The sequence below is a fragment of the Nocardia sp. NPDC052254 genome (genome assembly GCF_040679495.1).
Taxonomy (GTDB): domain Bacteria; phylum Actinomycetota; class Actinomycetes; order Mycobacteriales; family Mycobacteriaceae; genus Nocardia.
This window is the reverse complement of sequence record NZ_JBFAUW010000001.1, coordinates 143,086-162,938: the sequence shown is the minus strand read 5'-3', so window position 1 is coordinate 162,938 and position 19,853 is coordinate 143,086. Positions and strand designations below refer to the sequence as shown.

Sequence of the window (19,853 nt, the reverse complement as noted above, 5' to 3'; positions counted from 1 at the left end):
GCTCACGTCGCGGCCTGCCCGGCCGCGGTGCCACGTCATCGGCTCACCTCGAGACGCCGTCCTGGTTGTGCGCCTGCAACCAGGCGACGACGAGAGTTCGTGATCCGACTCCGAGCTTGTCGAGAATGTGTTCGACATGGCCGTCGACGGTGCGCCGGGAGACAATCAGCGTCGCGGCGATCTCCCGGTTGCTGAGCCCCTGTGCGATCAGACCGGCGACCTCGCGCTCGCGTTTGGTGAGCGGATTCGTGTCGGCCCGCGGTGCTCGCGGGCGCCGGGCGGGCCGTTCCAGCGCCAGATCCACCGCCTGCTCGATGCTCAGCTGCGCGGCGGGAGTGGTCAATCGGTGGAAGACCTCGGTGCCGAGACTCGATTCGAGCATCTGCTCGGCCCCTTCGGAATCCGCCGAGATATCGGGACCGAATGCCGTCACCGACGTACCGATGTTCTGCCACACGGCGTGGGCCGCACCGAACAGCCGCGCCGCCTTGCTGTGCTCGTTCTCGGCTGCGGTGGCCCAGGCGAGCACCTCGATCGACAGTGCGGTGCAGATCCCGTCCTTGAAATCGCGCTGCAGGCGCAGCGCCTGTATGGCCGACTCGACCGCCACAGCGATATCCCCGCGGTGAAAATGCGCGATGCTCCCGATCCACAAGCCGTATGCCTTGTTCCACCGTTCGCCGCACGAGTCCGCGATACCGATGACCTCTGCCGATGTCGACAGTGCGGCATCGAGCTGCCCGTTGTATGCCTGCGCCATCGCCAGCTGGAACGACGCGGTCAGTGCCGCCGGATCGCCGTACTCGCGGTGCACCGGAATCGCCCGGCCGTACAGAGCGATCGCGTCTCGATGACGACCACCGAACATGGCGTGTACCCCGGCCCACTGATCGTGGTTGGCCTGTAATCGCCGGTCGCTGTGCACCAGCGCGATATCCGCGCATTCGTCGAGATGGCGCGCGGCACCGTCCCGGTCGCCCTGAACGAGTGCGATCCACGCGGTCACCCACAGCACGTTGCCGCGCTCGGTGTGGGCATCGGTCAGCTGTCCGAGCAACCGTTCCAGCCGGACCCGTCCGTCCGCGAGGGTGCCGCCCGCGATCCAGTGGTACCGCAGAGCCACGGCGAGCCGTGCCGCGGTGTCGAGGTGGTTGTCGTGCAGGGATCGGTCGAATGCGGCGGTCAGGTTCGCATCGTCGATGCGCATCTGTTCGAGCAGGTCGGATTGATGCGGACTGAACCAGTCGCGGGCGTAACGCTCGGCTCTGTCGAGATAGTGATCCCGGTGCCGGGATCGCACGGCGGCTTCGTCGCCGGCGGCCACCAGCAACTCGTGACCGTACTCGCGCACGGTCATCAGCTGCGAGTAGCGCGGGACCGAACGCGAACGATCCACTCCCACCAGGGATTTGGCGATCAGCTGGTCGAGGATGGTGCTGACATCGCAGCTGTCGGTGCCCGGATCGGTGCACACCGCCTCGGCCGCTTCCAGATCGAAACTCCCGGGAAACACCGAAAGCCTTGCCCACAATCGCTTTTCGGCCGGGGTGCACAGGTCGAAACTCCAGTCGATGAGCGCGCGCAGGGTCTGCTGCCGTGGCATGTCGGTCCGGTTGCCGCCGGTCAATACATCGAACCGGGCACCGAGGCGATGCACGAGTTGCTCCGGTGACAGCGACCGTAACCGTACGGCGGCCAGTTCGATCGCGAGCGGAATGCCGTCGAGCTGGATACACAGTTGCGCTATCGCCCGCGCATTCGAATCGTCGATCGTGAAATCGGCGACGACGTCGTGCGCGCGCTCGACGAGCAGGGCGACCGATTCACAGGGGGCGAGTTCGGCCGCCGTGCGCTCCGCGGACAGCGTCGGGGTCGGCAGCGGCGGCAGTTCGAAGATCACCTCACCGCCGACTCCCAGCCGTTCCCGACTGGTGGCGAGTACTCGGATCTCGGCACCGGCCGCTAGGACCCCGGCCACGAAGGACGCGACCGCATCGAGCAGATGCTCGCAGTTGTCGAGTACCACCAGGACGTTCTGATCGCGCAGATAGTCGGTGATCTTGTCCATCACCGGCCGGTTCGACTGATCGGTCACCCCGAGTGCCGCGGCCGCGGCCGAGGGCAGCGCAGCCGGATCCAGCACGGCCGCGAGTTCGATCCAGCGAGCGGGGTCCCGGAATGCCCGCGCCGAGCGGCACACGACAGCGTCGGCAAGTCGCGTCTTGCCCACTCCGCCGGGACCGACGACGGTCAGCAGCCGCGTGTGCTGCAGCCGCGCGCGGGCCTCGTCGATCTCGCGTCGGCGCCCGATGAAGCTGGTCATAGCGTGTTTCTGGTTTTTCACATAGCTCAGGGCCGACCTCCGATCACGCACCCCGAAAGGTACTGAAATCGAACCTACCCCTCTTCGATGTGAGGCAGAACACAGGTAGCGAAGGGGGTATTTCACCCCGTGCGAACGGCTCCGACGTCGGCCATATTCGATGCTCATGGAGCCCGCCCCCCAACATCAGCGCAGGTACGCCGGTATGGTGCGCGCCACGCGCCGCCCCTCGTCCGAGCCGGTCCCCGCGGCCGACGCCATCGCGGCCTACGACTGCTCCTGGGTCCGGTCGTCGCTACGGCAATCGGCCCACCTGAAGGCCACCGGGTCACTGGGTGCGGAGATGAAACGAATGCTCGACTTCGCCATCCACTGGGCGCCCTTCGGTGGCGCCGGCACCGGCGAGCTCCTGGTCGCCTTCGGCGTCGACCGCAGCCGCTTCGTCGAGATGATGGGCGCGGGCTTGCGGCCCACCCACGCCGACAACCGGGAAGCGCAATGGTTGAAGCGGGCACTCTCCGATGCGCTGACATCGGCATGGCGGATCAACGGCACCCGCGCCGCCGGGGCGGCCTCGTGACGAAGCCGGACCGGGCCATGACGGCACCGGGGCACCGTGACGTTCATCTTCGTATCTGGCTGCGCGGGATGGTCTTCGACTATCGCGCCACCGCGGCCGCCGCCCGCAACCTGATCCAGGATTGGCACCGAAAGCACTGGTACACCATCGAATTCAGTGTCCGTGTGACCGATGGGCATCTGCTGAAGAACCGTTTGCCGAACGAACGATTGTTCTCCGGACCGTAGTCTCGCTCACGAACCCATCTCACCCGCCGGTAGTTCGACTGCTGTTCGGCCGATGATCACCGGGGCACAACCTCGCCGTGGCAGTTTGGCGGCGTGCATGCTGTGGCGAAGACGGAGCCGATGGGACCGGCCGAGCGATTCCACCGGGCCTGCGCAGTGACGGTCGCACGCCTGCCGTTCGGTCTGAACACCGTGGTCGCACCGACCTTTCTGGGATTCGCGGTGATCAACAGCGCCACCTTCGGCATCGATCTGTTGTTGCTGACCGTGCTGCACGGCGGGTTCGGATTGCCGGTGCCGCTCGCGGTCACCGCAGCGTACGGCTGCGCGTTCGGCCTTGCCTACATCCTGAACCGGACGCTGAATTTCCGCTCCCACACCGCGGTGGGACCGCAGGTCGCGATGTATGCCGTCGTCGTGGTGGTGAACTATCTGGTATTCGTCCTCGGCGTCTCGGCGGCGCTGTCGGCCCTCGGCGTCGAGTACCACCTGTCCCGCCTCGCCGCCGGGGCCTGCGAGGCGGTGTACATGTACTGCGCCATGCGGTGGATCGTGTTCGGGCGAACTGAGCGATGACCACCTGTCACGCGGGTTCGACGACGACCTCGAGATAGTCCAGTCCGCGCAGCCCGTTGTTGATCAGTGGCCGCGAGTGCCGGATCTCGAACCGGTGCACCCGGTCGGCCAGCCGTTGCAGCAGCACCCCGATCTCGAGGCGGGCCAGGTGCATGCCGACGCAGACGTGTTCGCCGCGGCCGAAGGCGAGATGGTCGCCGGGCCGCCTGGTGATGTCGAACCGTTCCGGGTCCGGGTAGTGCCGTTCGTCGCGGTTGCCGGATCCGTAGAGCAGCGCGACTCGTGAGCCCGCGGCCAGTGGTACCCCGCCGATGTCATGGTCGGCAGTGAGCACCCGGCTGAACTGGGGTACCGGGGACTCCAGCCGCAGCGACTCGTTGATCGCGTGCGGGATCAGCGACCGGTCCTTGCGCAGCAGATCCCACTGGTCCGGGTTCGCGGCGAACAGGGCGATCGTGTTGGTGATCGCGAGGATCGTCGTGTCCAGGCTGGGCGTGATGTAGTCGAGCATCACCATCGGGCATTTCTCGCGTGCGATCTCACCGCGATCGGCGGCCCGATACAGGTGGGCGGCCCAGCCCTCGGGATCGATGGTGCCGGGCACGGCCTCCTCGGCGGCGAAGGTGAGGAACTCCTGCACGGCCGGCATCGCCGCGGCGGCCCGCTCGTCGGCGGGGCCCTGGGTGTTCCAGACGGCCTCGGCCCAGCCCAGCATCTTCCTCCGCGCGTGGCCCGGCAGGCCGACCAGATCGGATACGACGGTCATCGGCAGGTGCTCGGCCAGATCGGCGACGACATCGAAGCGCCCGCGCTCCACGAGCTCGGCGACGACGCGATCGGCCTCGGCTTCGATCCGGGGAGTGAGCTCGCGCATCCGGTCCTGGCGCAGCGGACGGCCCAGCACCGACCGCAACGCCGTGTGCTCGGGCGGGTCGCTGCACAGTGTGATGCCCTCGAGCTGAGCATTGACCACCGGGTCCACGAACACTCCGCGCGCGGAGGAGAACGTCTGCCAGTCGGTGGATGCCGCGCGCACGTCGTCGTAGCGCGGCAGCGCGTAGAGGTCGTAACGGGACAGGTACACCACCGGCCCCAATTCCCGCAGTCGCGCGTAGATCGGATACGGGTCGATGCGCGCCGACTCGGTGTGGAGGTCGACATCGGTGGCCGGAATCGTCGGCATGAAACTCCTCGAAAGATACTGGGAGACCGAAGGGTTCGCAGACCGGTACGCAGCCGCCGAGACGCGGCGTCTTCCGCCGGTCGGGGGCATGGGCACGGACGGACGGACGGCGGTGGCCGGCAGCGCCGACACCACGTCGAGCAGAATCGCCGGAACCTCCCAAGAACATCAACTACCGCTCACACGGTAACCGTGCGCGTTCGGGTGGGCACGAGTCCGCAGCGTACGGCCGGGTCGACACCGGCGCTGAATGGACCGGCGGCCGATCGGTGTCGCTGCTCGGGACATGTTCGATTCCGCGACAGGCGTATTCGCCGGACAACGAGTTCCGAAGGCTGCCGGTGGACGGGCCGCGGCCGACCGGTGACGTCAGGGCAGCACCTGAGGAACCACTCCCGGATTCGTCAGGCCGACCAGCGCGCCGATCAGGGAACCGAGGAGCGAGCCGCCGGAACCGGTCGCCGAACCGGTCACCACCCCGACGGCCGAACCGACCGCCGAGCCGACCGAGGCGCCCGCGGACGAACCGTTCAGCACCGGATCGGGAATCAGGGCATCGGGGTTCGTCGCGGTATCTTGGCTCTGCAGGGGAATACCCGCGACCGGCTGGGCGGCCGTACCGGCGTCAGCGGAGGCGACCCCGGCGAAGACGGCCGTCGCGGCCAGCGGCAGCGCCACCATCGCGACCGCACGCCGCATGGCGAATGGAATGTTTCGAGGCATCATCGCCCGCCTTTCCAGCCTTCGGCGCAACCGAGACCACGAGCGATGTGGCCGTATCCCATTGCCGGAAGAATCCGGGCTTCAGCGGTGACGCCTTCTCCAACGATACTGTGGGACATGCGATCTCATCGCTCATCGGGATAACAGGTCGGCGTAGAGCCGGTTACGAGACCCCAACGCCCGATCGATCGCGCGCCGGATCCACCATCGGACCGGGCCCGCCCCGTGGATGATTCGCATCCCGGCCGCACAGTGGCCGATCACCGGCGGTGCGGCGAGCCGCAATTCGTATTCCCGGCCAGGGTTCGAACGGCGCACATCCGGATACTTCCCCGCTTGATACCTTGATCTTGCTCAGTTTCGGAAAGGACGCCACCGTGGAACCCGGCTCTCCTGTCGACCTGCGACAGAACCAGCCTCACACCGCTCGAATGTACGACTACTACCTCGGCGGCCAGGACCATTACAACGCGGATGCGCAAGCGGCTGAACAGGTCGTGACCATCTGGCCCGGCGTGCGCATGGCCGCGCAACAGAATCGGGCCTTCATCCACCGCGTGACACGGTTCCTCGTGAATGCGGGCATCCGCCAATTCCTCGATATCGGAACCGGAATCCCCACCGAGCCGAACCTGCATCAGGTGGCCCAGCAGATCGCGCCCGATTCGCGAGTCGTCTACGTCGACAACGATCCGATCGTGCTCGTGCACGCGAGGGCGTTGATGGTCAGCTCCCCGCAGGGGCGCACCAACTACGTCTCCGCCGATGTCACGACACCCGAAAAGATCCTCGACGCAACAGGATTGCGCGACACCCTGGACCTCAGCCGGCCGGTCGCGCTCAGCCTCAACGCGCTGATGCATTTCGTCCCCGACGAGCAGGACGCCTACGGAATCGTCGAGACGCTGATGGACGGGCTGGCTCCCGGCTCGTATCTGGTGATGACCCATGTCACGCCGGACCTCGATCCGACGGCAATCGCCGCCGTGGTCGACATCTACCGGCGCAGCGGCCTGCCGTGCCAGGTCCGCAGCCGCGACGAATTCATGCGGTTCTTCGACGGACTGGAACTGATCGACCCCGGTATGGAGGTGCCGCACCGCTGGCGCCCGGACAAGGTCGCACCGCCGAAGAAGATGGACGCGCAGGTGTCGGCCTACGCGTGCGTCGGACGCAAGTAGTTCCGCACCGAGGCAGGACCGCCCGGGCCAGGTTCGAGGCTCGGGTGCTCGCTGTGTATCGGTCGATACCCGTCGATGCTTCTTCGAGCCGCACGACCGGGCGCTAAGAATGCGTCAACGACCTCGTCCGCGGGCACCGGTCGTGATGGACTGGACAGTGGGCAGCATGTGGTGGAGAGCGTGGGTGACAGCGATGCCTGTGAGCAAGATCGTCGGTACGGCCGGCGCGCAGGGCGGTGACACGCCACTGTCGACACTGCATGTGCACTGGTCCGCCGAACTCGATGCCTTCGTCGCACTGTCGAGTAGACATCCAGGGATCGCGTATCACGACCATTGGTCGTCACTGGCGGCCATCGAAGGTCTGCTGGAACTGATCGAGCAGTCGTCACGGTCGGCGGCGATCCGCGGGTGAGATGGTCGCCGATGCCCCGGCACCGGCATCGCCGATCGTCTCGACAGCTGCCTGCGCCGGGCGTCGTGCGGTCACACGGCGACGGCGGCGGAGTCGTCCTCATGATGGCGGTATCGGCCCGGGGCCAGGCCGTATTCGCGCTTGAATGCCTTGGCGAAGGCGAATTCGCTCTGATAGCCGACCTTGTGGGCCACGCTCGCCAGGGGCGTATCGGTGTCACGCAGCAGCCGGGCGGCGGTGAGCATGCGCCAGCGGGTGAGATAGGACAGCGGTGGCTCCCCCACTGTCGCCGCGAACCGCCGCCCCAGCGTGGCCCGGCTGACCCCGGCGATCGCACCGAGTTCGGGGACCGTCCACGCACGTTCGGGTGCCGCGTGAATGGCACGCAGTACCGCGGTGACCGCCGGATCGGTGAAGGCCGCGGCCCAGCCGGTCGAGGTGGGAGCCTGATCCTCGAACCAGGCACGTAACGCGAACAGCACCAGCGTTTCCAGCAGCGTGGCGATCGCGGCATCGGTGCCCGCGCGCGGCTCGGCGATCTCGGCGGCCAGCAGATCGAGGACACCGCGCAGCGCCGCGTGCCGGCTCGGATGCGCGGGGAGATGAATGAAGTCGGGCAGCTCCTCCAGCATCGGGTGGCTGCGCCGACGGCCCAGTTCATATGCGCCACACATCAACTCACTGCGTATGCCGGGGCCCGGAATCTCCCGTGGTTCACCCGGGTGAGCCTGCTCGGTGACCGCGGTGTCCAGACTGTCCACCAGCACGTGGTCGGCCCCGTGTGGCATCAGGACGACATCGCCCGCTCGCAGGTCGATCGGGTCACCGGCGGGTGGAATCAGCCAGCAGGAACCGTGCAGTACGACGTGGAAACCGGTTCCGGGCACCACCGGATAGGCCCGCCCCCAGGGCGCGTGCCGCACGAACAGGCCGGAAGTCGGATCACCGGTGCGAATCGCCGCGATCGTTTCGCTGAGTACGTCCACGTGCTCAATCTACGTCGCGCCCGACCCACCGAACACGTCGTCCAGGGCGTATCACCGACCTGCTCGGAGCCGGTCCCCTTTGCGCGTCGCAGAACGTCGATACAGCCGAGAGACCGCCATGATCGACACGGACAGGGGAGAAATCCACCCGATGGACATCTACACAGCAGTCGAGAGCCGCCGCGCCGTGCGCGCGTTCACCGCAGAGCCCATCGCGTCGACGGTGCTCGAGCGTGTGCTGACCGCGGCGGCACGCACACCGTCCGGCGCCAATCTGCAACCCTGGACCAGCTATCTGGTGACCGGTGCGGCGTTGACCGAGCTCACCGAGCGCGCCGGCCGGCGGGTCGCGGCCGGTGACCCCGGCGATCCGCCCGAATTTCGGATGTACCCGACCGATCTACCCGCGCCCTATCGCCACCGCCGGACCGCTGCGACCGAACAGCGCTACCGCGCACTCGGCATTCCCCGCGGCGATGCCACGGCCCGGGCCGCGCAGGTCGCCGCGAACTGGAACTGCTTCGGCGCCCCGGCCGCCCTGTTCTGCTACATCGACCGGGTCATGGGACGCCGCAATGGGCGGACCTCGGCATGTACCTCCAGACGGTCATGCTGTTGCTGCGCGCCGAGGGCTTGCACAGCTGTACCCAGATGGCGTGGTCGGTGTATCACCGGACGGTTGCCGACACGGTGTCCCCGCCCGCCGGGGCAATTCTGTTCTGCGGCATGTCCATCGGATTCGAGGACACCACGACCCGTCCGCCACGGATCGAGCGCGCACCACTCACCGAGACCGTCACCTTCATCGACGGCCGGGCCCGTGGGTGAGACCGATACTGCGCGAGCCGATCACCTCGATCCGGTCCTCGGTCCCTCGCCACCTGCGGGGCCTCGGCCCGGTTCGGCGTCAGCCGCGTTTCGCGTAGCGGGCCGCGCCCGCCCAGTCGATCAGTACGCATGCCTCGTCGCCGAGGACCCAGGCGTCGTGCCCAGCTGGGCAGAACATGAAATCACCTGGGCCGATGTCATTTTCGGTTCCGTCGTCCATGTGGATCCGCATCCGCCCGGACACGCAGTAGCCGGCGTGCACGGTCCGGCAGCTGTCGGTTCCGGCGATCGGCTTGACGTGTTGCGACCACCGCCAGCCGGGTTCGAACACGGCGCGCCCGACCGGACCGTGCGGTGTTTCGACCAGATCCATCCGGCCGCTCTCGGCTTCGAAGAGCCGTGATTCGTCGGGGGTGCCGAGATTCTTCACGAGCAGGGTCTGTTCCTGGCCGTCGGACATGTCGTCCTCACGCAGCAGATCGAGGTTGCGGAAGACCGCCGGGCCGTCACACAGTTGCGCCAGCTCCTCGGCGAACCTCGTCGTCTCGGGAAGGCCGGAGTTCTGCATCGCCTCGCTGTAGGAAGGGAATTCGACCATCTGCAGGTACGTGTCCGCGCGGTCACGATCCTTGGTCTCCATGCTGTGCAGTGCGGTACGTCTGCCTGCCGTGGCGGTGAGCCAGTCGTCGAGTTTCTCGTTGAACTCGTCGATGTGGGTGGTCGTGAATTCGATCGCCTGAACGAACTTCGTCATTGCCGGGGCTCCTTTGCAGAAGGCACCCCGTCCAGGATGTTACTCCGCGTCGAGCGGCTCAGTGACGGAGGTTCTGCCAGATCCGGCGCGACACCGACAGTGCGTCGCTGCCCAGCTCGGGTGGCGTTTTCCAGATGCGATGGGCCCGTTCGGTACGGTCGAATTTCGGCCAGCCCGGGTCCCCGGTCGCGGCGAAGGTGGTGAAGGCGTCGCGCATCGCGGCCGACAGGTCGGCGAAGTCCGGCGGAACCCGCGGGCCGATGAGGCTCTCGGCGAGGGGGCCTCGGGGGGTGTTGAAGGTGAAGGGCACATCCAGGCCGTGGCAGGCCCGCAGCGCACCGTCGCGCGCCGGGCTCCGCCACGCGAATTCGTAGAGATGGGTGCCGGTTCCCGCGTCGGCTGCGGCCTCGGCGCACCACAGCGCGGGCATGCGGAACAGGCCATCGGACAGGATCAGTGCGTGCAGGTCGTCGTCGGTGCTGCCGGGATTCGCCGTCCGGTAGTCCTCGACCGCGCTCGCGTCCAGGCCGCACGCGCGCGCGGTGTCGGCGGGTCCGGCGGCCGACAGGTCCGCATCCACCGTGAACATCCGCGCTTCGTCGGTGGTGAATCCGCAGACGAGCTCACGGTTCACCGCACAGGTGCGCAGCCCGATCCATGGTGGGGCATCGAACAGTTCGCCGTCGACGATCATCGAGTACGGAGCGTTGGGATGTGTCCACTGCTCCGGTTCGGCCGACATGGCGACCACCGGTGTCATCTGTACCGCGTGGATCGCCTCGGACGGCACCTCCGCCAGGGCATCGACGGTCGGACGGACGCCGAGTTGTGCGGTGATCATCGCGGAGACGGCACGGGCCTCCTCCTCGGGAACGAAGATCCTTCCCGGGCTCTGCGCGATGCCGCGCCGGAACAGCTCCGGTGCGGTATCGCCGGCCATCAGGCCCAGGATCGACGAGGCGCCCGCCGACTGTCCGATCAGGGTCACCGCGTCCGGATCTCCGCCGAAGGCGGCGATGTTGTCGCGCACCCAGCCGAGTGCGGCGAGCTGATCGAGCACACCGCGATTGCACGGCGCGTCCTCGACCCAGCCGAACCCCTCGTAGCCGACCCGATAGTTCACCGTGACGAGAACGACCCCCGCGGCGGCGAGAGCCGCGCCGTCGAAGTCGGTGGTGGCCGTGGTTCCACCCATGCACGCACCACCGTGCAACCACACCAGGACCGGCAGCCCGGCGGTGCCGGGATCGGGGGTCCACACGGTGACGGTGAGGCATTCCGCGTCGTCGCCGGGGTGCCACAGTATCGGCTGTGGCACCGACGGGCCGAAGGTCCGCGCGTCGCGCACACCGTCCCAGCGAACCGCCGGAGCCGGCGCGCGGAAACGGTGGCGGCCGTCGAGGGGGGCGGCATAGGGAATGGCGTGGAACACCGAATATCCCGGCCCCCGCACACCGCGTGCGGCACCGCACACTGCACGGACGATGACATCCATCGGTGACTCCCCTCGCTCCGAACTCTGATATAAGTCACTGTACTAAAAAGGAGGAACGGATGCCGAAGATCGTCGATCGGACGCAACGACGCGACGAGGTCGCCGCCGCACTGTGGCGATTGGCCTTCCGGGAGGGCTGGAACGCGGTGAGCCTGCGCCGGGTCGCCGGGGAGGCCGGCCTGTCGCTCGGGTCGCTGCAGCACTACTTCGCCGGAATCGACGACCTGCTCGACTACTCCGTCGGCGGCGTGCTCGACATTCTCGACGACCGACTCCTCGATCAACTCACCACTCTCGCCGACCCGGGGCACGCCGAATCCGCTGTCCGCGAAGTGCTTCGGAAGATGATTCCCGGTGCGGCCGAGGACTCCGCAACCACACCGCTGCCGGAGAACGGCTGGCGCATACAGGTGATGGCATGGCTGGCCGTCGTGAACAGAGCCGCCCGGAACCCGGACCTGTCGGCGCGACTGTCCGCCGGGTCCGACCGGCTCGCGGACGCGATCGCCGCCGCCCTGCACGCGAGCGCGCCTCGCCGCTCACCCGGCGATGCGCGCCGCGATGCCCGCGGACTGCTGTCGCTCGTGGAGGGCCTGCTGCTCCAGCTGTCCCGCCGCGATATCGACCCCGACGAAGCGGCCCAGGTGATCACGCGCTTCGTCGCGCTCGCGTTCACCCCGTGAGGCCGGTGTCGGCGACACGACTTCCGGCACGGCCCACCTCGGTCACAAGCCGAGCATCGCGCATGACACCGACCAGAGCCGACGGGCGGTGTCCGGATCGAGGGCCCACTGCTTGACGCCATGGCTGTGGCCGGACAGGTCGGCGTCGTCGGAGACCGTGTACGCCTCGCGACAGTCGTCGAGGTAGTGCCCGCCCGTCGCCTCGAACTCGGGAGCCACGGCCGCCACCACAGTCGTGGCAGCACCCTGGGCGACGGTCTTGTAGGCGAATACACCGGCGGCTTCCGCGGCATCGAGCGACTCTCGTTGTCGCCGAGTGAAGTTGCGCTGCAGCCCGGTCCGGATCCCGCCGGGGTTCACGGCATTGGCCACGATCCGCTCACCGGCCCACTGCCTGCTCGCCTCGACGGCGAACAATGCGTTCGCTGTTTTGGACTGGGCATACGCGAGCTGCGGATCGTAGGCCCGGTATCGGAAGTGGATGTCGCCGAAGTCGATCGGGGCACGCATGTGCGCGGTGGAGCTCACCGCCACGATGCGCGCGCAGCCTCGATCGGCCGCGCCGCGGGCCAGGGCACCGTGCAGCGAGTACGCGAGTCCGAAGTGCCCCAGGTGATTGGTCGCGAACTGGAGCTCCCAGCCCTGCCCGGTTCGTTCCAGACCGGCGGTGACCACGCCCGCGTTGTTGATCAGCAGATGCAACGGACCGTGCCACCGCGCGGCGAAACGAGCCACGCTGTCAGGGTCGGCGAGGTCGACGACCGCCACGGCGGGCCGGGGCCCTCCGGCGGGAACGGCGATCCGGTCGGCCACGCGCGTCCCGGCCGCGCCATCGCGGACGGCGAGTGTGACATCCGCACCGGCCGCCGCCAGGACCCGGGCCGTCTCGGCCCCGAGCCCCGACGATGCGCCGGTGACCACCGCCCGCAGACCGCACAGGTCGACCCCCGCGATCACCTGCTCCGCTGTGCTCGAACCGTCGAAGCGGGTGGTGATGGGCGAACTTCGGGTCATCGTTCCTCCTGGGCGGCCATCGACCCGTGCAGCGGACCTCTGCGACTTTACAACTTAGACTCATATTGTCTAGTACGTACACCCTCGGTATGGTGTCGAAATGACCGGCAGCAGCCAGGATGCACCCGATCCGCCCCGGACGGACGGCGGCCGTCGCGAACAGGTCCTCGCCGCGGCACTCGATACGTTCGTGCGCTACGGCTACCGGAAGACGTCGATGGAACAGATCGCCCGGGCAGCCACGATCTCCAGGCCGGGCCTGTATCTGCTGTTCGGTTCCAAACAGGAACTCTTCGCCGCCGCCGTCATTGGAGACCTCGACCGCAGCCTCGCCGCCGCCACCCTGGCGCTCGCCGACCCCGACCGGCCCGTTCACACGCGCCTGCTGGACGCCTTCGACCACTGGACCGGGCGCTACATCGGCCCGATGAGCAACGAGGTGAACACGATGGCGATGGAGTACGCCGATCTGCTGCCCGGCATCACCGCATATCCTGCGCGATTCGCCGCACTGCTCGAGGCCGCCGTGGCCGACTCGACGGACCTCGCCGGCGGCCGCCGGTCATCGGCAGTGACCCAGACTCTGATCAGCACATCGATCGGAATCAAGCACCAGGTCACGACGCGCGAGGAGTTCCTGCGACGCATGGCCACCGCCATCGGACTGTTCGTCGACCGAGTGCCGGAAAAGCATCGAGAGAGTGGGTGACCCCGAGGCCCTCGCGAAACTCGGCTTTCTCGAGGTCATCCGTCCGGAACTCGTGGTACCGCCGGTTGTGTTCCTGGCGAGCCGCGAGTGCGCACCGACCCACCACACATCCGCGCGTGCGCCGGCCGCTGCGCGCGGGTCCTCGTGGGCATGGGTGCGGGCCGGCTCGCCGAGCCCGGTGGCGATCCGACCGCCGATGACATTGCCGCTCATCGGCCGGACATCGGCGCGGCCGAACCGTTCGGCGTTCCGGAATCGATCTTCGAGGAGGTCTTCGCCGTCTGCGCACGACTCGGCATCGAGGCCGTGTGACCCGCTGGCCCGGCCCCGACGCCGTCGTCGGTCACTTCCGCGACTGTGGCGCGGGAGCGTTGATCGTGCTGAAGTACTGGATCACGGCGGCCACGGCGATCGGGCCCGTGACCAGGAGCTGGCCCGCGGCGGTGCCGAGGGCTCCGACCGCGATGACCCCGCCGAGACAGCCGATCGCCGCGGCCGGAATGAACGGACCGAACATGCCGACGATGGTGGCCGCGGCGACGGTCGCCCCGGCCAGGCCGCCCAGGACACAGCCCAGGGCCGATCCGCCGATTCCGCCGATGACGGTGCCGAGAGCGGCGCCGGAGGTGATGGTGCTGGTCAACCGGGTCCAGGCCGCGGTCTCGCGGTCGTATTCGGTCTTCCACGGGGCCTGGTCCTCGTAGGGCAGAGCCACCGGTTTGTAGGTCGCGTGTTCCCGGTCGATGCGCGGGGTCAGCGTGGCGGTGTCACCGGAAATGGCTGGGGTGATGGGAAATTCGAAGTCGTCGATCCGGAAGCTGAGTGGCATTCCGGCCAGCACCCTGCCGTCGGGGGCCTTGACTTCGAACACATTGTCGTCGATCCCGAATGTTCCCCGGTCGATGGTGATGACGCTCTGCGACTCGGTGGCGTGCGCGCTCACACCGACCGCCCCGCCATCGGCGGGCGGTGCGGCGGTGGCCGCCCCACCGGTGATTCCGACGGTCGCGATCATTCCGGCGGCGACGCCGACGATTTTCCTCATCGTGAAATATTTCCTCTCGGATTTCGGGCAGCACGGATTCGCCGGACAGCTGATGCCGGCGTGATACCCAGGGGGAAGGCGGTCGGGCACATGCGGGCCCGGCCTCGGTGATTCGTCGGCGCCGATGCCGCGATCGCGACGGCGCCGCCCGGACCTGTGCCCCCTGCACAGTCCGGCGATGCGAGCCCTTCCGGGCCTCGTCAGGGTCGGATGGCGACCGTGGCGTCGAGTTCGACCAGTGCGCCCTGTGGCAGGTTGGGCGCGGGCAGCGCGGTCCGGGCATGCCTGCCGGCATCACCGAGCACGTCGATGAGCAGTTGCGAGGCCCCGTCGACCACCTCGGGCTGGTTGACGGCCTCGGCCGTGCTCGCCACCCAGGCGTTGAGTTTCAGTACCCGGACCACACTCTCCAGCCCGACCGCCTCGTCGATGCGCGAGAGCAGGTTCAACGCACTGACGCGGGCCGCGGCGATACCGTCGGCCACCTCGGCATTGGCGCCCAGCCGCCCGCCCAGTATCTCTCCGGTGGCGCGGCGGGAGATCTGCCCGGAGACGTGGAGCACCTCACCGAAGCGGGTGACGGGATCGTAGGCGTACTTGGGCGGGCCGAGGACCGGCAGTTCCAGCGACAGCTCGGCGAGCCGGCGGCGGATATCGCTCCCGGTGGCGCTCATCGCTTGCTCACCACGTAGGTCCGGTCCCGGCCGACGTACCAGAGATCTTCGGTGCCGATCGCGACATTGTCGTAGCGCCAGGGGATTTCGGCGGCACCGTAGGATCCGATGTCGATCACGTGCTTGTAGCCCGGGCGCAGCTCGTTCGCGAACGACTCCTGTTTACCCATCAGGTGGCCCACATTGCGTTTGCGGTATTCGGTCTCGAAGTCGACCTCGGTGCCCAGCATGCCGAGCTCCCGCATCCGGTCCAGATGCGGGGCCAGATACCGCATGGTGCCCTCGTGCACGTCCTCGCACACCACGCCGGGGCGCAGCTGGCCGATGATGGCCTCCCGGACGACATCGAAGAAGAACGCGTAAGCCTGCTTCGCGCCCTCGGTGCGCGGCAGTGACCTGGCCATATCGCTGGTGGCCAGCACGACACCGTCGACGGCGACCCGCACACCGGCATCGAGCTGGATGCAGGTCGTGCCGGCATCGATCGGGAAGTCCACCGGAGGTCCGGGGAACAGCATGCGATTGGACGAGTGCAGATTCGTGAAATACGGCTCGACGGCGAACGGAATATCCTGCACCGCAACGAATTCCGATATCTTGTCCAGGTACACCGCGTAGATGTCGAGCTCGGTGAACTCGCGCCCCTCGGCGATGCCCCGCTCGGCCCACGCCAGCGCCTCCTCGATCGCGAAGACACTGGTACGTGCCGCGATCACCTGGAACGGAAGGTCTTCGCAGTCGCGGACATCGCGCCAGGAGCCCAGATCGGCGGTCACCTCGATCAGTTCGGCCCCGGTGGCCTCGAGCTCACGAGCCAGCCCGATTCCGATGAACTCCTCCTCCACACCAAGACGCGGTCCCGGGCGCAGGGCCGCGAGAGCGGCACCGATACCGGAGTAGTGACCGATCGGCGTCCCGGGCACCTCTGCGGTGTCCTCCGGTGCGAGCACGATCAGCCGCTCGGTGGCCGGCAGCCAGACGGCGACCGCACCCGCGGGCTGGGCCGCCGCGGTCGCCTCGGTGTAATTGGGTGTGGCAGTGAGCAGAACCGCGTCCAGCGCCCGCTCCCTGGCCAGCGCCGTCAACGCCGGGAACCGGGTATCGGTGTCGGTGGTGAACTCCTCGGCCAGGCCGGTCAGATGCTCGACCCCGTCGATCAGCCGGCGGGCGACCCGCACGCCCTCGGCACGCCGGGCGGCGAACCAGCTCAGCACGCCCGCGGTGTCGACCTCGCAGGCGACCACGGCGGTCGGATCCTGTTCGGCGGCAGTCACTTCCAGCGTCGCGACCTCCGACAGCACGCGGTGGTGAGCCAGCACGACCTCGGCGCCCAGGTGCACGCGACCGTCGGTCGCCAGCTCCGTGACCAGACTCGCCAGCGAGCTCGCGGCCGGGGTGTCGGCGACGACGCGCGGGTCGATGGTGACCCACGGCGCGTAGAACCGGATCTGCTCGGCGGGTACGCCCGCCGAGAGCGCGTTGCCCTGCTCCTGTTGCCGGACCAGCAGGGTCGACGCACCGTCCTGCTCGGCGATCAGCGGTGCGACCAGTGGGTAGGAATCGAGTCGGATCGCCGAGAACAGCAGGCTCCGTTGGGCATTCAGCCCGTATCGCTGCTCGACCTGTGCAGCGTCGGCGGTGAGGTGCAGCATATTTCTTCCTTCTGTCGCAGGGGTCAGCTGATACCGGTGGTGACGCCGATATACGACTCGATCTCGGTCGCGTAGTCGGAGAACTCCGGTGAGAAGCGGTGTTCCTTACCGCGGGGACGCGGCAGGTCGATCTCGATGTCGGCCACGATGCGCCCCGGCCGGTCGCCGAGCACGACCACACGATCGCCCAGCCAGACCGCCTCCGGGATGCTGTGGGTGACGAACAGGACACTGCAGCCGGCGGCCTGCCAGATCCGCTGGATCTCGAAGTTCATCGAGTCCCGGGTCATGGCGTCGAGGGCGCCGAACGGCTCGTCCATCAGCAGCAGTTCCGGATGCGACACCAGGGCCCGGCAGATCGCGACGCGCTGCTGCATACCACCGCTGAGCTCATAGGAGTAACGGGTCGTCCGGTCTCCCAGCCCGGCCATGTCGAGCAGTTCCCGCGCATAACGTTCCGCCTCGCGGGTCCGGGTGCCGCGAAACTCCATCGGCAGCAACACGTTGTCGAGGTTGTTGCGCCACGGCAGCAGGACCGGGCTCTGGAACACCATCGCGATGTCCTCGACGCCGTCCTTGATCGGCCGCCCCTTGACCAGGATCTCGCCGTGGGTCGGATCCTGCAGCCCGGAGATCGTCTTCAGCAGCGTCGTCTTGCCGCTGCCGGACTGGCCGACGATCGAGACGAACTGTCCGGGCTTGACGTGAAAGTCCAAGTCCCGCAGGACCGTATTGTGCTCCCCGTCGCGGGAGTGATAGGTCTTCTCGACGTTGTTCACCGAGATGGCGTACTCGTGGTCCATCCGATTCTCCTTCCGGCCGTCACGGCGCCTGGATGGCATCGCCGCGATGCAGCGGCGTGAGAGCGACGTTGCTGTACACGTCTGCGGGGGTGAGGTGGGCGTCCGGCTTCAGCCCGAGGAACCGGTGTGCGATGTCGATGACGTTCTGCACGCCCGCATCGTCCATGACACCGAACTGGTCCGCCGAGGCCCCGGTGCCCCAGTTCAGGGCGCACTCCTGGTCGATCGCCATGACGACGGTCCTGTCGTCGTAGCCGCTGACTTCCTTGCCGAAGTCGTGCGCCGCGTCCGTCGGGTGCTGACACGCCCAGAGGAAGCCCTTCTGCATGGCCCGGTTGAACCGCACCACCTTCTCCGGATTCGTTCGTAGTGTCTTGTCGGAGGCGATGATTCCGTTGCCGTACGTCTCGATCCCCAGGTCGGACCACTTGAGGATGGTGGACTCGCGGCCGATCGCGTCGATCGCCGGGCCGTCGGAGACGTACAGGGCGAGATTGGCGTCCCATTGGCCGGCCAGCAGCCCGGGCAGCTTGGCGGCGCCGGTGGCATTCACGACGTTCACATCCTTCGCCGACAGGCCGAGCTTGTTCAGCACATACGGCCACATCGCGGTCATCGCGCCCGACGCCTCGGTCGCCACCGTCTTGCCGCGCAGGTCTTTCCAATCCTCGATGCCGTGACCGGCCAGCCCGACGACCGCGTACGCGGAGCGGGCCTGCAACAGATCGACCTGTTTGATGTGCGCGCCGCGACCGCGGCTCAGGACGCTGACGCCGAAGTCGGCCCAGCCGAAATCGACCTTGCCGGTATCCACCGCCGTCACCGTGCTGCCCGACCCCGAACCCGGCATCACCGTGAGGTCGATACCCTCGGCCTCGAAGAACCCGCGCTGCACCGCCGAGACGAACAGCGCGTGCTTGGGCAGCCAGCTGACGTCGAGCATCAGCGACATCTTCTCCCCACGGCCGCCGGAACCGCAGCCGGTGAGAGCGACCAGCACGACGGCCCCGAGCGCGAGGGCGGCGGCACGGATCGAGCGGCGCCCGCGTACTCCCCCGATCATTTGGCGTACTGCTTCCACGGGACGAGCTTGCGGCCCGCCAGATCGACCAGATAGAACAGCACCAGCGCGATCGTGGCCAGCACCATGAACGCCGCGAACATCGACGCCAGATCGACCTGACTGTTGGCCAGCATGATCACATAGCCCAGGCCCTTCGAGCCGGCGATGAACTCACCGACCACCGCGCCGCCGACGGCCAGCGAGATCGAGATCTTGGCGCCGGACAGGATCGACGGGATCGCGTGGATGAATTCGATCTTCGTCATCTTCTGCCACTGGGACGCCTTGTTGATGCGCGCCAGTTCCTGCAGCTCGTGCGGTACCGAACGGAGACCGTCGTAGGTGCTGATGACGAGTGGGAAGAAGGCGATGGCCATCGCCACGAACGTCTTGGACTCGAAGCCGAACCCGAACCAGACGATGAACAGCGGGGCCAGCGCGACCTTCGGAATGGTGTCGATCGCGATGAGCGCCGGATACAGGAAGCTCCGGATCGTCGACGAGTAGTGCAGTCCGGCACCGCACAGCACGCCGAGCGCGGTACCGAGCGCGAACCCGGCCAGTGCCTCCTGCAGTGTGATGAAGGTGTTCTCCGCGAAGTAGCCGGGCCGCTCGGCGAGCTCGGCGAACGCCTCGATCGGTCCGACCAGCAAATACTCCGGCGGATCGAAGATCACGACCGCGAGCTGCCACAGCGCGAACAGACCGACGATGCCCACGACGGCCTTGACCGCGGCCATGACCGAGTCGCGGCGCGGCCCCCGTCGGCGCGCGGGTTTACCGGGAGGTCCGGTCTCCGGTGCCGGCGCGGATCGCTGCGGACCCTTCGACTTGACGTCAGGAGTTACCACGTTGTAGTTCCCTTCGAGCTGGTGGACGGCGCCGGGCTCGTGCCCGCGGCCGCCGTGTCGGGGCGAATCGCCCCACGGGGCGAGCGGC

General features: G+C 67.8%; 21 protein-coding genes and 1 pseudogene. 9 read left to right on the top strand and 13 right to left on the bottom strand.

From position 1 onward, the window contains the following. Nucleotides 1-43: 43 nt before the first annotated feature. On the bottom strand, nt 44-2,323 hold the full coding sequence (locus AB0L57_RS00790) for a LuxR C-terminal-related transcriptional regulator (protein WP_364954928.1): 2,280 nt from the start codon (nt 2,321-2,323) through the stop codon (nt 44-46). Nucleotides 2,324-2,528: 205 nt separating this feature from the next. Here AB0L57_RS00790 and AB0L57_RS00785 point away from each other — a divergent pair, with 205 nt between their 5' ends. The 3 genes from AB0L57_RS00785 to AB0L57_RS00775 all read left to right on the top strand — a co-directional run bounded on the left by AB0L57_RS00785 (nt 2,529) and on the right by AB0L57_RS00775 (nt 3,706). Beyond that, the gene (locus AB0L57_RS00785) at nt 2,529-2,903 is read left to right on the top strand and encodes a hypothetical protein (RefSeq protein WP_364954925.1); all 375 of its coding nucleotides are present in this window, start codon (nt 2,529-2,531) and stop codon (nt 2,901-2,903) included. Beyond that, nucleotides 2,900-3,130 carry a hypothetical protein gene (locus tag AB0L57_RS00780; RefSeq protein ID WP_364954922.1) on the top strand — a complete coding sequence of 77 codons (231 nt, stop codon included), beginning with the start codon at nt 2,900-2,902 and terminating at the stop codon, nt 3,128-3,130. The genes AB0L57_RS00785 and AB0L57_RS00780 overlap by 4 nt, the downstream gene beginning before the upstream one ends. Before the next feature lie 120 nt (nt 3,131-3,250). Further along, nucleotides 3,251-3,706 carry a GtrA family protein gene (locus tag AB0L57_RS00775; RefSeq protein WP_364957203.1) on the top strand — a complete coding sequence of 152 codons (456 nt, stop codon included), beginning with the start codon at nt 3,251-3,253 and terminating at the stop codon, nt 3,704-3,706. Nucleotides 3,707-3,713: 7 nt separating this feature from the next. Here AB0L57_RS00775 and AB0L57_RS00770 read toward each other — a convergent pair whose 3' ends face one another. Next, a complete protein-coding gene (locus AB0L57_RS00770) occupies nt 3,714-4,889 on the bottom strand; it encodes a cytochrome P450 (RefSeq protein WP_364954919.1) in 1,176 nt (391 codons plus the stop codon). 369 nt (nt 4,890-5,258) lie between these two features. Then, complete coding sequence (locus tag AB0L57_RS00765) at nt 5,259-5,612, bottom strand: hypothetical protein (protein WP_364954917.1); 354 nt, start codon at nt 5,610-5,612, stop codon at nt 5,259-5,261. Nucleotides 5,613-5,881: 269 nt separating this feature from the next. Here AB0L57_RS00765 and AB0L57_RS00760 point away from each other — a divergent pair, with 269 nt between their 5' ends. Together AB0L57_RS00760 and AB0L57_RS00755 are read left to right on the top strand one after the other, a co-directional pair. Next, on the top strand, nt 5,882-6,793 hold the full coding sequence (locus AB0L57_RS00760) for an SAM-dependent methyltransferase (protein WP_364954914.1): 912 nt from the start codon (nt 5,882-5,884) through the stop codon (nt 6,791-6,793). Nucleotides 6,794-6,977: 184 nt separating this feature from the next. Then, the gene (locus AB0L57_RS00755) at nt 6,978-7,208 is read left to right on the top strand and encodes a hypothetical protein (RefSeq protein ID WP_364954912.1); all 231 of its coding nucleotides are present in this window, start codon (nt 6,978-6,980) and stop codon (nt 7,206-7,208) included. 71 nt (nt 7,209-7,279) lie between these two features. Here the strand turns inward: AB0L57_RS00755 and AB0L57_RS00750 are convergent, their stop codons facing one another. Continuing rightward, nucleotides 7,280-8,194 carry an AraC family transcriptional regulator gene (locus AB0L57_RS00750; protein ID WP_364954909.1) on the bottom strand — a complete coding sequence of 305 codons (915 nt, stop codon included), beginning with the start codon at nt 8,192-8,194 and terminating at the stop codon, nt 7,280-7,282. A 151-nt stretch (nt 8,195-8,345) separates the two neighbouring features. Here AB0L57_RS00750 and AB0L57_RS00745 point away from each other — a divergent pair. After that, nucleotides 8,346-9,022: pseudogene (locus AB0L57_RS00745) on the top strand (nitroreductase). 79 nt (nt 9,023-9,101) lie between these two features. On the opposite strand, the gene AB0L57_RS00740 reads toward AB0L57_RS00745, so the two are convergent. Both AB0L57_RS00740 and AB0L57_RS00735 read right to left on the bottom strand, forming a co-directional pair. Continuing rightward, nucleotides 9,102-9,776, bottom strand: a complete 675-nt coding sequence (locus AB0L57_RS00740) for a cupin domain-containing protein (protein ID WP_364954906.1) — start codon at nt 9,774-9,776, stop codon at nt 9,102-9,104. A 58-nt stretch (nt 9,777-9,834) separates the two neighbouring features. Further along, nucleotides 9,835-11,271 (bottom strand): carboxylesterase family protein, encoded by a 1,437-nt coding sequence (locus AB0L57_RS00735; RefSeq protein ID WP_364954904.1) that lies wholly within the window; start codon nt 11,269-11,271, stop codon nt 9,835-9,837. Nucleotides 11,272-11,330: 59 nt separating this feature from the next. Here AB0L57_RS00735 and AB0L57_RS00730 point away from each other — a divergent pair, with 59 nt between their 5' ends. Then, nucleotides 11,331-11,954, top strand: coding sequence for a TetR family transcriptional regulator C-terminal domain-containing protein (locus AB0L57_RS00730; protein WP_364954901.1), 624 nt, complete (start codon nt 11,331-11,333; stop codon nt 11,952-11,954). Nucleotides 11,955-11,996: 42 nt separating this feature from the next. On the opposite strand, the gene AB0L57_RS00725 is transcribed toward AB0L57_RS00730, so the two are convergent. Further along, nucleotides 11,997-12,968: an SDR family NAD(P)-dependent oxidoreductase gene (locus AB0L57_RS00725; RefSeq protein ID WP_364954899.1), complete on the bottom strand. Its 972-nt coding sequence runs from the start codon at nt 12,966-12,968 to the stop codon at nt 11,997-11,999. A gap of 100 nt (nt 12,969-13,068) precedes the next feature. Here AB0L57_RS00725 and AB0L57_RS00720 point away from each other — a divergent pair, with 100 nt between their 5' ends. Continuing rightward, nucleotides 13,069-13,677, top strand: a complete 609-nt coding sequence (locus AB0L57_RS00720) for a TetR/AcrR family transcriptional regulator (protein ID WP_364954896.1) — start codon at nt 13,069-13,071, stop codon at nt 13,675-13,677. A gap of 87 nt (nt 13,678-13,764) precedes the next feature. After that, nucleotides 13,765-13,989 (top strand): hypothetical protein, encoded by a 225-nt coding sequence (locus AB0L57_RS00715; RefSeq protein ID WP_364954893.1) that lies wholly within the window; start codon nt 13,765-13,767, stop codon nt 13,987-13,989. Between the two features lie 31 nt (nt 13,990-14,020). Here the strand turns inward: AB0L57_RS00715 and AB0L57_RS00710 are convergent, their stop codons facing one another. From AB0L57_RS00710 to AB0L57_RS00685, 6 genes are all read right to left on the bottom strand, one after another. Then, nucleotides 14,021-14,722 (bottom strand): hypothetical protein, encoded by a 702-nt coding sequence (locus AB0L57_RS00710; protein ID WP_364954889.1) that lies wholly within the window; start codon nt 14,720-14,722, stop codon nt 14,021-14,023. Nucleotides 14,723-14,922: 200 nt separating this feature from the next. Further along, nucleotides 14,923-15,396, bottom strand: a complete 474-nt coding sequence (locus AB0L57_RS00705; RefSeq protein WP_364954886.1) for a RidA family protein — start codon at nt 15,394-15,396, stop codon at nt 14,923-14,925. Continuing rightward, the gene (locus AB0L57_RS00700) at nt 15,393-17,048 is read right to left on the bottom strand and encodes a M24 family metallopeptidase (RefSeq protein WP_364954883.1); all 1,656 of its coding nucleotides are present in this window, start codon (nt 17,046-17,048) and stop codon (nt 15,393-15,395) included. The genes AB0L57_RS00705 and AB0L57_RS00700 overlap by 4 nt, the downstream gene beginning before the upstream one ends. 23 nt (nt 17,049-17,071) lie before the next feature. Beyond that, nucleotides 17,072-17,851 (bottom strand): ABC transporter ATP-binding protein, encoded by a 780-nt coding sequence (locus AB0L57_RS00695; protein WP_364954880.1) that lies wholly within the window; start codon nt 17,849-17,851, stop codon nt 17,072-17,074. Between the two features lie 19 nt (nt 17,852-17,870). Then, on the bottom strand, nt 17,871-18,914 hold the full coding sequence (locus AB0L57_RS00690; RefSeq protein WP_364954877.1) for an ABC transporter substrate-binding protein: 1,044 nt from the start codon (nt 18,912-18,914) through the stop codon (nt 17,871-17,873). Next, nucleotides 18,911-19,765 (bottom strand): ABC transporter permease, encoded by an 855-nt coding sequence (locus AB0L57_RS00685; RefSeq protein WP_364954874.1) that lies wholly within the window; start codon nt 19,763-19,765, stop codon nt 18,911-18,913. Before AB0L57_RS00685 ends, AB0L57_RS00690 begins: the two co-directional genes overlap by 4 nt. Between the last annotated feature and the right edge of the window lie 88 nt (nt 19,766-19,853).